11 protein-coding genes are annotated in these 14,191 nt (G+C 35.1%); 9 read left to right on the forward strand and 2 right to left on the reverse strand.

Translation table 11 applies throughout. The features are described from left to right. Positions 1–19: 19 nt before the first annotated feature. Both epd and tkt read right to left on the reverse strand, forming a co-directional pair. Positions 20–1,039: an erythrose-4-phosphate dehydrogenase gene (epd, locus tag PR809_RS13280; RefSeq protein WP_102139531.1), complete on the reverse strand. Its 1,020-nt coding sequence runs from the start codon at positions 1,037–1,039 to the stop codon at positions 20–22. 315 nt (positions 1,040–1,354) lie between these two features. Continuing rightward, positions 1,355–3,349 carry a transketolase gene (tkt, locus tag PR809_RS13285; RefSeq protein WP_206277042.1) on the reverse strand — a complete coding sequence of 665 codons (1,995 nt, stop codon included), beginning with the start codon at positions 3,347–3,349 and terminating at the stop codon, positions 1,355–1,357. Positions 3,350–4,883: 1,534 nt separating this feature from the next. On the opposite strand from tkt, the gene PR809_RS13290 reads away from it, so the two are divergent. The 9 genes from PR809_RS13290 (at position 4,884) to PR809_RS13330 (ending at position 14,033) form a co-directional block, all read left to right on the forward strand. After that, positions 4,884–5,189 carry a helix-turn-helix domain-containing protein gene (locus PR809_RS13290; RefSeq protein ID WP_102139064.1) on the forward strand — a complete coding sequence of 102 codons (306 nt, stop codon included), beginning with the start codon at positions 4,884–4,886 and terminating at the stop codon, positions 5,187–5,189. Positions 5,190–5,286: 97 nt separating this feature from the next. Then, the gene (gene ecpA / locus PR809_RS13295; protein WP_004905392.1) at positions 5,287–5,895 is read left to right on the forward strand and encodes a common pilus major fimbrillin subunit EcpA; all 609 of its coding nucleotides are present in this window, start codon (positions 5,287–5,289) and stop codon (positions 5,893–5,895) included. A gap of 94 nt (positions 5,896–5,989) precedes the next feature. After that, positions 5,990–6,673, forward strand: coding sequence for a hypothetical protein (locus PR809_RS13300; RefSeq protein ID WP_102139063.1), 684 nt, complete (start codon positions 5,990–5,992; stop codon positions 6,671–6,673). 19 nt (positions 6,674–6,692) lie between these two features. Continuing rightward, on the forward strand, positions 6,693–9,188 hold the full coding sequence (locus PR809_RS13305; RefSeq protein WP_206277056.1) for a CS1-pili formation C-terminal domain-containing protein: 2,496 nt from the start codon (positions 6,693–6,695) through the stop codon (positions 9,186–9,188). Positions 9,189–9,212: 24 nt separating this feature from the next. Further along, positions 9,213–10,829 carry a fimbrial protein gene (locus tag PR809_RS13310; RefSeq protein WP_102139061.1) on the forward strand — a complete coding sequence of 539 codons (1,617 nt, stop codon included), beginning with the start codon at positions 9,213–9,215 and terminating at the stop codon, positions 10,827–10,829. 95 nt (positions 10,830–10,924) lie between these two features. Further along, on the forward strand, positions 10,925–11,602 hold the full coding sequence (locus PR809_RS13315; RefSeq protein WP_206277057.1) for a fimbrial protein: 678 nt from the start codon (positions 10,925–10,927) through the stop codon (positions 11,600–11,602). Positions 11,603–11,924: 322 nt separating this feature from the next. Further along, entirely contained in the window at positions 11,925–12,710 is a 786-nt protein-coding gene (locus PR809_RS13320) for a winged helix-turn-helix domain-containing protein (protein WP_272524543.1), read from the forward strand. After that, positions 12,703–13,197, forward strand: coding sequence for a FidL-like protein (locus PR809_RS13325; RefSeq protein WP_272524544.1), 495 nt, complete (start codon positions 12,703–12,705; stop codon positions 13,195–13,197). Before PR809_RS13320 ends, PR809_RS13325 begins: the two co-directional genes overlap by 8 nt. Positions 13,198–13,751: 554 nt before the next feature. Further along, positions 13,752–14,033, forward strand: a complete 282-nt coding sequence (locus PR809_RS13330) for a helix-turn-helix domain-containing protein (protein WP_181490049.1) — start codon at positions 13,752–13,754, stop codon at positions 14,031–14,033. Positions 14,034–14,191 lie beyond the last annotated feature (158 nt).

Here is a 14,191-nt window from a genome sequence, read left to right on the forward strand (position 1 = left end):
GCTGTCTGTCAGTCGCCAATTAGTTTAAACCTGTCGCTGCCATTGCTAATGTTGTATCTAGCATCCGGTTAGCAAACCCCCATTCGTTATCACACCAAACTAGGGTTTTAATTAAATGCTTACCACTAACTCGCGTTTGTGTACCATCAATAATAGCACTGTGTGGATCATGATTGAAATCCATCGAGACCAGCGGTAATTCTGTGTAGTCCACTATACCACGAAAATACCCTTGTGCAGCGCCTCGCAGTAGCTGATTGACTTTTTCAACACAGACATCGTCATGTACGGTAACACTCAAATCAATTGCTGTCACATTCGTCGTCGGTACACGAACAGAAATAGCTTCAAAATGGTCTTTAAATTTCGGAAAAATTCGCGTAATTCCTGCTGCTAACTTGGTATCAACAGGAATGATAGACTGACTCGCCGCGCGAGTTCTGCGTAAATCTTTATGATAGGCATCGATAACAGGCTGGTCATTCATTGACGCATGGATCGTCGTCACCGTTCCCGACTCAATCGAAAATGCCTCATCAAGTAATTTAATAATTGGAATAATACAATTGGTGGTACAAGAGGCATTGGAAACAATTTTGTCTTGAGCGGTTAAAGTCTCATGGTTAACCCCATAAACAATCGTCGCATCAAGATCATCAGTTCCGGGATGAGAAAATAGCACTTTTTTAGCACCTGCGGCTAAATGTTGTAAACCGTCATCCCTTGAGCCATAGGCCCCACTGCAATCCAACACAACATCAATGCCTAACTCTTTCCATGGTAATTCATGAATAGCCGGCTGATGAAACAAGCGAATATTGTCATCACCAACTTGCAAAAGTGTACCGTTAAGCCGCACATCCCAAGCAAAACGCCCATGACTGGAATCATACTTCAGCAAATGCGCAATACCTTCAGGTTCAGCCAGTTCATTAATCGCCACCACGACAATCTCTGCCCGACGGCCTGATTCATACAACGCTCTTAAAACACTTCGACCAATGCGGCCAAAGCCGTTTATTGCTACCCTGATTGCCATTCTACACCTTGTATCTGAGCAAAATCACACGGTTGCTAAGGATAACTGACTCACACCAACTCTACTGCTCATTTTAGCTGTCAAACATCAAAAGTGTGCTTCAACCGACATTTTTAAAAAATATTTTCATTCAGTAGCATACAACTGAAACGGTTCAGCTTATCTAAGGTTAGAGTAAGGGATATATTTACAGAACGCAATAGAAAATCGTTAATCGGTGCACAAAAAAACAACGCCTAACTTATCATTAGGCGTTGTTCAGCAAAACATGATTACGAGGGGCATCCGCACATGGATACCCCAAAATGCAATCACTTATTTCAGAAGAGATTTCGCAGCTTCAACTGCTTTTTCTGCAGTGATGCCGAACTCTTTATACAGTTCTTCCGCTGGTGCAGATTCACCAAAGGTATGCATACCGATGATGGCACCGTTTAAGCCAGTGTACTTGAACCAGTAATCTGCAATACCTGCTTCGATAGCAACACGCGCTGTCACATTGGCAGGTAATACTGCTTCACGGTATGCCGCATCTTGTTTATCGAATGCATCAGTAGAAGGCATTGATACAACGCGAACTTTACGGCCTTCCGCTGTCAGTTGGTCAGCTGCTTTAACTGCCAGCTCCACTTCAGAACCTGTCGCAATAAAGATTAATTCAGGCGTACCTGCACAATCTTTCAGGACATAAGCCCCTTTCTCGATATTGGCTAATTGCTCAGCAGTACGAGGTTGTTGCTCTAAATTCTGACGAGAGAAGATTAAAGCGCTTGGGCCATCTTTACGTTCAATAGCATATTTCCATGCCACCGCAGATTCAACTTGGTCACAAGGGCGCCATGTGCTGAGATTTGGTGTCACACGCAGGCTCGCCAGTTGCTCAACTGGTTGGTGAGTCGGGCCATCTTCACCCAGACCAATAGAATCGTGGGTATAAACAAAGATGCTACGCACTTTCATCAGTGCAGCCATACGAACCGCATTACGTGCGTACTCAACGAACATCAGGAATGTCGCGCCGTAAGGAATGAAACCACCATGTAACGCGATACCGTTCATGATAGCTGACATACCAAATTCGCGAACACCGTAGTGAATGTAGTTACCCGCTGGGTCAACATTCAGTGCTTTGGAGCCTGACCACATAGTTAAGTTACTTGGCGCCAAGTCTGCAGAACCGCCCATAAATTCAGGTAAAACTTTACCGAACGCTTCTAATGCATTTTGTGATGCTTTACGGCTGGCAATATTCGCTGGGTTTTGCTGCAAGTTTTCAACGAATTGTTTCGCATCTGCGTCAAAACTAGCCGGTAATTCACCATTCATACGACGAGTGAACTCCGCAGCTAATTCAGGGAATTGTGCTGCATAAGCGGCGAATTTTTTATCCCATGCGCTTTCTTTTTCTTTACCTGCGGTGCGAGCATCCCAAGCTTCGTAGATATCTTTAGGAATTTCAAATGGACCGTAGTTCCAACCTAGAGCTTCACGAGTTGCTGCAATTTCAGCATCACCTAAAGGTGCACCATGAACAGATTCAGAACCGGCTTTATTTGGTGAACCAAAACCAATGATCGTTTTACACATAATCAGTGTTGGTTTATCAGCTTGTTTCTTCGCTTCATTGATTGCTGCGTTGATCTGTGATGCATCATGGCCGCCGATATCACGAATAACATGCCAGCCATAAGACTCAAAGCGTGCTGCTGTGTCGTCAGTAAACCAACCTTCAACTTCACCATCAATAGAGATGCCGTTGTCATCATAGAATGCGATCAGTTTATTTAATTTCAGTGTACCCGCTAAAGAACACGCTTCATGCGAGATACCTTCCATCATACAACCATCACCCATGAACACATAAGTGTGGTGGTCTACAACATCATGACCAGGACGGTTGAATTGCGCTGCTAATGTGCGTTCTGCAACCGCAAAGCCCACTGCGTTTGCAATACCTTGACCTAAAGGACCGGTTGTTGTTTCAACGCCTGGAGTATAACCATATTCTGGGTGGCCTGGTGTTTTAGAGTGTAGTTGGCGGAAGTTTTTTAACTCTTCGATAGGTAAGTCATAACCTGCAAGATGCAGCAAGCTATAGATCAACATAGAACCATGGCCATTTGATAGAACAAAACGGTCACGATCTGCCCAGTGTGGGTTTGCTGGGTTATGATTCATATGGTCACGCCACAGTACTTCAGCAATATCAGCCATGCCCATTGGCGCGCCAGGATGCCCTGATTTTGCTTTTTGAACCGCATCCATACTTAGAAAGCGGATAGCATTAGCAAGGGTTTTACGAGTCGTCATCAGTATACTCCAGGTAGGATAAAAACGTACTTAAACCAATTTTTTCAACGCAATACAGATAGTGCTACTTTAATTTCGCTGTAACATGAAAATGTCAATTTACCGATGTATCGCCATATGCTCCTTTCCCTAAGGAACTACAACACATCGCCAACAAACTGAGCATTTCACGAATAGAGCGATTGAAAGTAACCCAATTCTACCTATACCGCAATATTTGCTATGTTCATGGCAGCAGATCGCAAATAAATTGAACTGCCGCAAAGCTGAATCCATTCTATTGCGCAAAATATCCCTTAAGGCTTACATTTTTGCGCAAGTGACTAACCTTATTAAACCTGAGTTCGGTGTCTGGGATCAAGATGATTTATGTATCTAGCACATTTAGCTGCCACATTAGTGATAATTGGCAAAGTTTTAGGCAAAAAAACTCAATATACCCGAGTATTTTTGTTTATGCTGAAATACCCACCACTTCTAATGATCAGAAATAGATAGTGCGTGCACTTCTAACAACCAACGTTTTTACAACAGAAATTCCTATACAGTTCACAGTTCTTATATGTATAGTTTTGAATGAAAGTGACTTTCAAAAGACAACAGTGCAATCTTAATTAGCGGTTAGGTGGATCCGTATATCTAACTTATTAAGTAATAATTAGTGAATCCCTAACTGAAGAATTGCTTTTAGAACAAACGTGTATAGTATTAGGCACTGCAAAACCTATATGCATTTAGTGACCTAATTACAAAGAGAAAGCCTTACCCATTATTATTTCTATAGCACGCTGCATCCACAGATAAAGACATCATAATCGATATTGCTGAAATTAAAATAAGGGACACTAGAGAGCGTAGTAACCTATCGCAGATTCTATTTTCACTGGTAAAAACCTGATGAGGTTATAGAAAATAAATTGGCCTGTAAGGCGAAATCTTAGGCCTAAACCCCATGTATCACAATAGGGTCAAGATATGAAAAAGTTGATACTATAGTATCAATCTACTAAACATTGATGTTATATCATATATCTAGTTAACGAAGCGGAATTTTAACATCATACACATTAAACTAGTTAGTTGAGTTATTAATAAATAATAGGGCTAAAAACACATCAAAAATTATAATTTTACCAATATAATTAGTATCCCGCCTTTATTCTAAATTATCCCCCCTTTTAATTGTAATAAATTGTAACTTTCAATGTGGATTCTTTATGCTTCTTAATTAAATATACATTTGTTAACAATTATAATAATTTTACACTTATTTAGTGTATTTTTTTATTAAATCCCCTTATTTCAACACTATTAAGTGTATTTTTAACCAATTAAACTGGTGGGAGTGTATTTTTCAATTAGATAATGCCAAAAAAAACAATATCAATAGAAAAAACCTATTAATAATAACTTTTTAATAGAAATCCAGCCATTTACTCTTTTTTTAATGTATTTATTATAACACTCAATTAAGCAAGCGAGTGAGTTAACGAATATCATATAAATAGATCTATTAATATTAGAGGCTGAAAAAATGAAAGCTAATATAATTAGTAGTCATGTAGGAAATTATTTACGAAAATCACGCAAAGAAAAAAACATGACAGGAAAACAGTTGGCAGAATTAATTAACATTAGCCAACAACAGGTATCTCGCTATGAAACTGGTAGCAGTTCATTATCGCTAGACCAATTAAATGAAATCTTAACCGTTTTAGATAAAAGATGGATTGAAATGATTTACTATATTGATTGTTTCTCTGAAGAAAATAAAAGAAACGATATAATTTTAAGTAAAAAAACAATCCAAATATTAATAAACAGCATGAAAGATATTTAAATATTCCATTTTAAATTCAATAAAACCATATCAATATGTAAAAATTAAATAACTAATTTTACTATTGTTTTCTATCAATATAAAAAGAGAGATTAGTATGTTAAATAAAAAAATGGCTTCTGTATTGTTATCAACAATTATCGCAGCTTCTTTTGCTACAGCTGCAAATGCAGATACACGCACCGCTCAAGCAACAGCAACATGGCAAGCGACTGCAATTAAAGACACGACAAGTATGTTAGTTGTGACTCCATTAAGAAGTTTAACTTTTAATTATGCCGAAGGCCAAAAAAGCTTTAACCAACAAAATGGAGCATTTGATATCGCTATTCAAGGCCAAGCTGGTGCAACAGATTTTAAATTAGCATCAAAAATTATTGCTAATACATTAGCAAGAACAACTGACGATTCTAAATTAACTGTTGGGGTTAAATGGAATGGCGAAGATCTGACTAAAAATAATGATTTAGTATTAATTGATACATCAACCGGTTTAACTTCTGGTTTAGACAATTTAGCGGCTGATGGTATCTATAATGGCTCTGAGCGTGCAGCAGATCGCGGTGAATTCACCTTTGTTATTGCTGGCGCTGAAGCTGATGGTGCAGCGACTGACTTTAAAGCACTGACTGATGGTACATGGGATGGTGATGTGAAAGTTCAATTTACTGCAACTTGGGACGGTGATTTCACACCAGCTCCTTAATTCAATATCTCCTTATTAGATAATTAAATATTACGATAAAGATACTATAGGGAAATAATATCTTTATCGTCATTCATTTTTGAAATTTACGATTATGAAAAAGATAACATTAGCATTAATTTTATTATCATGCTTACCATTAAAAAACAGTTTTGCTGTCAACGTGGGAAACATTACTGAAATAATATCATCGAATGAAGACACCTTCTCTAAAGAAATTGAAAATACAGTAGATACCGCAAGATTGGTAAATTTAACGATAGAAAAAATAGATTCACCACTTGATACTGGAAAAGTAATTCCAGTTAATGACCCTAATGAAATATTATCAACGCCCGCCAACTTAATTCTCCCAGGGAATGCAAAAGATATATTTAAGATAATTTATCAAGGCCCAAAAGATAATAAAGAACGTTACTATAGATTAAATTGGAAAGATGATCCTATTGGCGAGAGTGGTGTTACACAAAGTGCAAAATCGGCATCAGCAACAACATCAGCAACAATTAGTACAATTCTCGTAGTCGCACCAAGAATTGAAAAATTTAATTATAAATACACTAGTTCTCAAGTTTCGAATACTGGAAACAGCACCTTCCGTGTAGTGGCTTCAGGCCCTTGTTTAGCAGAAAAACAAAAACACGGAGTGGATGGTATTTGCCGCGAGCGTTATTACCTCATGCCAAATTTAGCCGTCAAATTACAATTTGTCGATGTCACAAATAAAAAATCAAGCGTAGGTATTTGGCACAAAGGAGAGTTCATTGTTGTCAAATAATTAAGAATGGACTTAAATTATGCGTAAAAGTGCTATTGCTTTATCAATATTAAGTATTATTTTTTCGAATACGATTAATGCCAATGAAATGAAAAGCGTTAAGATCGGTGGATATATTATTCCTCCTGCATTTGTTAGTGCATTGGAAGAAGGAATGTCTGTACCTGTTTTTTTACGACTAAATGATGATACGGTAACCAATCAGAGCGAAAGCAAAATTGCAGATGCAGTTATTGTAGTCGATCATGGTAATATTAAATTATCAAGTATTCATCTCATTGAAAATGAGCACGGTGCGAAACTAAATAATTTACTAATCGATAAACTTGAAGAAAAAAAGGATGCCATTTTTAATGAAAATAATGGCATTGTTATTGATAATAATGCAACCCTTCAATTAAATATTTCTTCATTTAATTTATCATTAGATGTTGATAAAGCTGCTTTTTCGCCAAAAGAACATGCGCGGCAATCTGTACTAGGAAATTCTTCAGTTAATTCATTTTCAGCAGTAGCTAACTATGATTTAGGGGTATTTCAGAGCCGTGTTAAAGATTCAAAAGATACATCCAGTAGCTATTTCAATTTAGATACATTATTCGCAGCTGCGGAACATCACTTTAATGTAAATGCATCAGCATATAGCATTGGAAAATCTAATTCTAATGTTGAATTGTATCGTGCAATGTATGAGCGTGACTTCAACGGATTCCGTTTTGCTCTTGGGCTAATGAGTACGTGGAATTTGCAATCTATTGCCAGCTTAACTGCCCTTAGCAGCAGTAAAATTTATGCGGCATCAATAGGGAACAACTCCTCAAGTATGGTGACAAATAAGCAGCAATCACTCACGCCGATTTATGCTTTTTTAAATAGTCCTGGTGAAGTACGTATTTATCGACAAGGTAAATTATTAAATATTCAAAATTTTCCCATGGGTAATTTTGAAATTGATACAAGTATACTGCCCTATGGCATTTACGACGTCACTATTGAGACGGTTATCGATGGCAAAATTGTCACAACACAGCACCAAACAATTAATAAATCCTTCGGTGCGATAACAGGCGGTTTTGGTAAACTCAATTGGGAAGTTTATGGTGGTTATATTGACTTTGATAAGCGTCATTATGTAAGAGATGAAGGCTCAACGAGTCAAACTCCTGGTAAAAGCCATTTAATCGGAGCCTCTTTCGCTTATAACTTCCCAGTGTTGTCTGGCGTGCGTTTTCAAATGTCAAATTATGGATTTGATAAATTTGTTGTACAAGAAACAAGTATCAATGCGGCTTTAAATAACTATATCTCAGTTAACTGGCAAGGGATGCTAGAAAACCATGGTAGTTATCGGAACATTGCGACTCTTTCGGTCAATATACCTGAAGGTTACGGTTCTTTGTGGGCATCTAAAGAAAAAACTGTAGTGAGCGGTGACTTACCACTTTATGATGCTGACAGTTATTCTTATGGCGGGACCATTAATTTTGACAAAATAGTTGATAGAACAGGGTCACTGACTATTAGTAATACTAAAGATCGCCGTATTGGCAGTGATTCAATTAACTATGAATATGCGAATACATTATTCTCTGGCCGTTATGGAACGGTTGGGTTAAGGGCGGGTGTACAGCGTTATCATTATGATAATCAAAATAGCACCAACGAGAAATATATTAACCTCGATTTTTCCTTACCTTTATCAACATGGTTGAGCACGGGTGTTTCCTCAACAAATGGTAATGTGAAAGCAAATATTTATGCGAATAAGAATTTTGAAAATTCAGTGATTACCAATGCAGGGGTTTCTGTCTCCAAATTAGTCCGAGATAAAGATAATGGTGAATCCAATTTTTCAACATTAGGCTATGCTTCTTATGATACTAAATATAACTCAGGTACCGTGACTATTAATCGCCCTGATAATAACAGGCTTAATGGTAATTTAACCTCTCGTGGCTCTGTGGCATATAGCAACGGCATGATCATGCCAAGTGGGCAACAAGGCAAATCGGGCGTCATTATCAATTCCGATATAAAAGGTAGCGGCAGCATGGTCGCAAAAGTAAATGGGCAGAATTACCCAATTAGCGGAAAGAATACCTTTATTCCATTATCCCCTTATTCGGATTATGACATTCAATTAATGAATGACGGAAAATCAAAAGACAGTTTTGATATTGTTTCAGGGCGAAATAAATCCGTCACATTATACCCAGGGAACATTGCTCTTTATCAACCTGAGGTAAGACAATTAGTCACGGTATTTGGTCGTCTGAAATCACCAAATGGTGAATATATAAAATATGCCTCAATTCGAAATCATATTGGTCGCACAAAAACGGACCAAAATGGTGAGTTTTCCATGGACGTTGACGTCCGATATCCAGTGATATCTTTATTACAAGATGATCAGCAAACAATTTGCGAAGCAGATTTAAACCTTCAAGGTGCACGTGGTGCATTGTGGGTCGGTGAGGTGACATGTCAACCTCAAGAAGCATTGGCTAAACGTTAATTATCACTTTAAGGCTAATTTAATATGCGATTATTATCGATAACAGCATTTTTTATTTCATTTTCGGTTCTGATACCGAATTCGTTTTCTGCAACAGCGCCATTACAAGAGTATGTCATTGTTGAAAACCAAGTTGATAACGAATTCTTTATTGTTGCCAATAGAGTTGACCCACGCTTCTCGGGCTCAAATGTATTCACAAAATACCAGCGCAATAGACAATATAGTTTAGGCTATATGGGATATACAGGAACACCTTTTAGCTCAACTTATAATACAGGTGATATCTGGTTAGAAAATTCTCCCGTAAGCCAACCTTTTATCGGGAATCGTTGCATGACAAATAACCGAAATTGCCCGGCAACGTCTTATTGGTCAGCTCAGCAATTACGAGATAATGGTGCATATAAAATCCAACAAACAGGAACACCGGGTGAGTCTGGATATTCAAGACCAATATTTTCTGAATCTTTTTATCGCTGGTTAGCCGAAATCCCACCAGGAACAGAGTACACTTTTGATTTAAGAACCTGCACAAGCCGCGACGATTATGATTTAAGTAACTCGACCTGTATGACGAGTGGAGGAAGAACAACAACACAACAACATTACATTCCAACCAATAAAAAAGGCAATATTATTCTAAAAGGAACGGGCGCCTTACAAGAAGTCTTTGTGGATAGCAATGGCAATCCAACTATTGGGCTCGGTTCTAATTTTTGCTCGACAGGAATTGTTGGAAATACTTCTGGAATTATTTGTAAGTTGGTTGAATTAGAAACCCAAGGACAATCTATCGGCGGTACATTTACAGTACGTATGTATATTGATAGTGCAAAGTTAGGTTTAGCTAGAGATCCCCGTGCTGCACTTATTCAATATAAAGGGAGTAACAGCACACGCTGGACAAATTGGTCATCAACAACAAACATGTCAGAGATCTTTAATAATGGTTCACAAAATATTGAAGTTTTTCTCTCAAATGAATATTTAAAATCAATTGTTGACGCTTCACCTAATTCAACAGTCACACTTGCTGATAGTGTATATACTTTTGGTTTTCAATCACCACTTCCTCAATCTGGATTTTACGAATTTACACCTTCAAATTTCTTAATAATTAAGCCGAGAGATTATGGAATTAGTATTATTCCTGCAGATTTTAACCCAAACCAATCCAAAACAGGAAAAGTCGGCAATGATGAGCCACCGATAGAATTTAATTATATCGTCACGACTAGCGGGCCAAGGCAAGCGGACTCTATTACAGCAAAAGTTGAAGGACCAAACACAACATTAAAAGGACAGTCATACTGTTTATTTACCTCAAGCGATAATAAACTTAATGTTCCTTTTTCCGCTTATCTTTCATTTAAAAATGAAAATGGCACTAAAGAATCACACCGAGCAAGTTGTGATAATAATGAAATTTCATTAAAAAATGCATTATGGTCTGAAACACCATGGGATAGGCCTAATGAGGATTTAGGGTCTTTTTATCGAACTAACTTAGATTTATCATTTCCAATGAATGACTCTGAATCATTTTTTACATTGGATGGTATTGATTGGCTAGGCACCGTTTCTGCAAGTGGCACAATAACTGTCAAAGCTATTTGGACAGGGCCCGATATTCAATAATATCTAATGGCTACTTTTAGGGCGACTTGTAAAAATTCAAGTCCCCTTTTTATTGAACCCCATATACACTTAAATTTTGGTTTGGATTTTTTAATATGAAACTATTTTATTTACTTAAAATCCTATTATTAGTTGTGCTATCAGTATTTTACAATAATGCTATTGCTTTATATATCAATGCAGATATTTCTTCGATGGAGTCAGGGCAAGAGTTTTTTTCTAAGCCATACATCAACGACACAGATAAGACTAATTTATATAGTTTTAGTGCCTACAAAATTGATAAACCAGGTAACCAAGAATATGGGGCACCTCTCCATAATGGCGAGATTATTTTTACTCCATTGAAGAAAATTTTATTACCTGGGGAACAAGAGTTTTTTAAGATTTTTTATCGAGGAGAAGCCGATGAGACCGAGCGCTATTATAAGATCATCATTAGCGAAACCCCTCTTGATATGCGTAATGATGATGAACAAAAAAAGCGAACTTTATTTTACCCAACGGTTAGCCTAGAAACCTATTTCGTTGTGAGACCTCAAAAACCAGATTTTAAATATGAGCTTAATCCAAGTACTAACACTCTAAAAAATACGGGTAATACCTATTTTAGAGTACTCTTACATGAAAGCTGTGATGCTAATGATGATTCTGAGCCTTATGTATTTTACTTATTACCCGGCCAAGAGTCTAAAGATGAGCGTCTTAAAAAGAAAAGTCGTAAATATATTGTAATATTTGATAAATATTACCCAATTGGCAATTGCACCTAAAATTCAATTATATCAATAAATTAAAAAATAAAAATAGCAAATTAATTTAGGTCTCTATGATTTAAAATAGTGGTTAATACTGCTTTTTATCTATGTGCGAGACATCAAAACAAAAATATCAGCTTCATTAATACAATACACTGAAATTTTTGCCATTACATATATAACCAATCGTTATAAACAAAAATTTATTTTCATATTTTCTTCTCAAGAAGAGAGTAGTATATTACACTGATATAATTACTTTAAAATCAATGACTATCATGTTAGCTAAAAGTGACCAAACTAAGCACATATTTTAATAACTAAATAAGAGTCATGTATGATATATATACTGAACAACATAATAAAATATAACTCTGACTTAGGTGAAATATTTAGGGTAGAAACAGAACTCAGTGTAATGAAATTAACACCCGTGTTGAATTATATTTTCATAATACTAATTCAGAATAATAAAACGACTATCACTCGTGAAGAGATACTAGAAAAAATATTAAATAAATATGACTTAAAAGTTTCGATAAACACCCTTAACCAATACATTAGTACATTAAGAAAGGTATTACATCAACAGCTTTTAGTTGAAAATGCGATCCTAAGCATATCAAAAAAAGGTCTTGTGATCTCTTCTGAAATTCAAATTGAAGAATCGATTACCAAATTCAATAATAAAATAGAGAAAAGCCTAGATCCCCCTCCCACTTCAAGCAATAAATCTAACAAATCACTATTACTTAGTGATAAAAATCATATTGTTAAAAAAACATTATTGATAATTAGTATTTTTTTAATTTTGGTGATCATTTACCTTATAAATCAAATTCATGCAGTAAAATTTCCATATACATCAATACAATCATACAAAATTAGCACAATTGGAAATTGCCCTGTTTATGGGTTCAAAGATAATTATGAAAAAAACATAAGTGACACAATAAGCAAACAAGTAATTGATTTTAACTTAACCTGTGAAGATTCTGATATTTTTTATTATTATAACAACATACAAAACTTAGGGAAAAGCAAACATAGCTTATTAGTAAAATGCAAAAAAAACAAAGATTGCATTTCAACAAGAGTGAATTGGCAGGATAAAAATGACTAATAAAACACTATATTCATTGATACTACTTTTTTCATTAATTATCGTTTCCTTGTTATTTTACTTAAATTTAGAAAAAAGTAAAACACAATATTGTGAAGCAACTGTTTCCTCTAATTTCATATTAGCCAATAACAAATCATCATATAGACTAAATATGAAATTAGTAAAAAACAATGATAACAGTGGATATATTAAATTATTAGGAACAATTACAACTGATAAGACATATACTGTTAATCGAGTTGTTCATTTCAATCAATCATCAAGAAAGTATGTGAAGGATTTAAAATTAACAATAAATTATGATAAAAAATCTTTAAATGACAATGTTCCTGATGATACATTTGAAAAATATTTCAAGGTATTCAATCTAAATTCAATTGCATATGTAGAAATTGATGAGATAACTTCTGATTGGTACCTTTTCTCTAGTTCATTTGGCCCATATTTTGTCTGTAACAGGAAAGATAAATTAAATAAAATTTAACACATGGCGTTCTACTTACAAAGTAGTTCAGGTAATAATCAATATTGTATCTCTTACTCGTGTTGCCCTTTTCATTTTTATCCAACTAAGCAGATTTAATTATGCTTTGCCTATAATTAAATTTATATGCTACCTACCGATAAGTACCAAATCAATCCCTAATAAATCACTCTTTCAACTTAATCTATAAATATTTTTTTGTAATTTTATGTAAAAATATAAATAATTATTTTTAGATGACTATAAATCCATTTTTTTCATTTATTGTTTATTATATTCTCACTTTTAAGTCAATTTATAAGATTGATGTAATGCATTGTTTTTATTGAACTATAAAAACCTATATTTTGATTTAATAGTCTACACTCATTATTAACATTAATATCAATAGGCAAAAACTATCAAATCAACTATTTTTGATTCATTAAAACAATTTCACATTGGTAACTAAAAAATATAATCTATTACTCATAGAGAAAATCAAAAAATTTAAAGTAATGCCATCTTTAATAGCTAACTTTAAAATAATAAGTTCCTAATAGAGAGAGTATAAAATGAAATATATCAATACTAAAGAATTGAATAAAGGTAATGACCTAGATATTGTTATGGCTACCGCAAAATACTTGAAATCCGCACGTATTGAAAAATCATTAACAGGAACAGAATTAGGAAAATTATTAAATTTAAGCCAACAACAAATATCAAGGTATGAGAATGGCCAATCTGCTATTTCTATTGATAGCCTTCATATATACCTTAAAGCATTAGGTAAAGATTGGTTAGATTATTTCAGATCTGTTATCTTAGTTAGAGTTCATGCGAATTATTATTAATACAGTCATACAGAATTCAAACTTATAATTTCGATAAAATCGTGATAGAACCTAAAAATAGTTAATGTGATTAAAAAGAATATAAATTATTCTCATAAATCTATTAATTATAAATCTCCTTATATCAAAAATTAACTCAAAGAAGTCATTAGAAGCAA

Source organism: Providencia sp. PROV201 (assembly GCF_028479545.1).
Lineage (GTDB): Bacteria > Pseudomonadota > Gammaproteobacteria > Enterobacterales > Enterobacteriaceae > Providencia > Providencia huaxiensis.

What these genes read in the sequence shown, in the direction of transcription:
- PR809_RS13325 (WP_272524544.1), top strand. Translation starts at nt 12,703, where the DNA reads ATGACTAATAAAACACTATATTCATTGATACTACTTTTTTCATTAATT.
- PR809_RS13290 (WP_102139064.1), top strand. Translation starts at nt 4,884, where the DNA reads ATGAAAGCTAATATAATTAGTAGTCATGTAGGAAATTATTTACGAAAA.
- ecpA (WP_004905392.1), top strand. Translation starts at nt 5,287, where the DNA reads ATGTTAAATAAAAAAATGGCTTCTGTATTGTTATCAACAATTATCGCA.
- epd (WP_102139531.1), bottom strand. Translation starts at nt 1,039, where the DNA reads ATGGCAATCAGGGTAGCAATAAACGGCTTTGGCCGCATTGGTCGAAGT.
- PR809_RS13315 (WP_206277057.1), top strand. Translation starts at nt 10,925, where the DNA reads ATGAAACTATTTTATTTACTTAAAATCCTATTATTAGTTGTGCTATCA.
- PR809_RS13310 (WP_102139061.1), top strand. Translation starts at nt 9,213, where the DNA reads ATGCGATTATTATCGATAACAGCATTTTTTATTTCATTTTCGGTTCTG.
- PR809_RS13305 (WP_206277056.1), top strand. Translation starts at nt 6,693, where the DNA reads ATGCGTAAAAGTGCTATTGCTTTATCAATATTAAGTATTATTTTTTCG.
- PR809_RS13300 (WP_102139063.1), top strand. Translation starts at nt 5,990, where the DNA reads ATGAAAAAGATAACATTAGCATTAATTTTATTATCATGCTTACCATTA.
- tkt (WP_206277042.1), bottom strand. Translation starts at nt 3,349, where the DNA reads ATGACGACTCGTAAAACCCTTGCTAATGCTATCCGCTTTCTAAGTATG.
- PR809_RS13320 (WP_272524543.1), top strand. Translation starts at nt 11,925, where the DNA reads ATGATATATATACTGAACAACATAATAAAATATAACTCTGACTTAGGT.
- PR809_RS13330 (WP_181490049.1), top strand. Translation starts at nt 13,752, where the DNA reads ATGAAATATATCAATACTAAAGAATTGAATAAAGGTAATGACCTAGAT.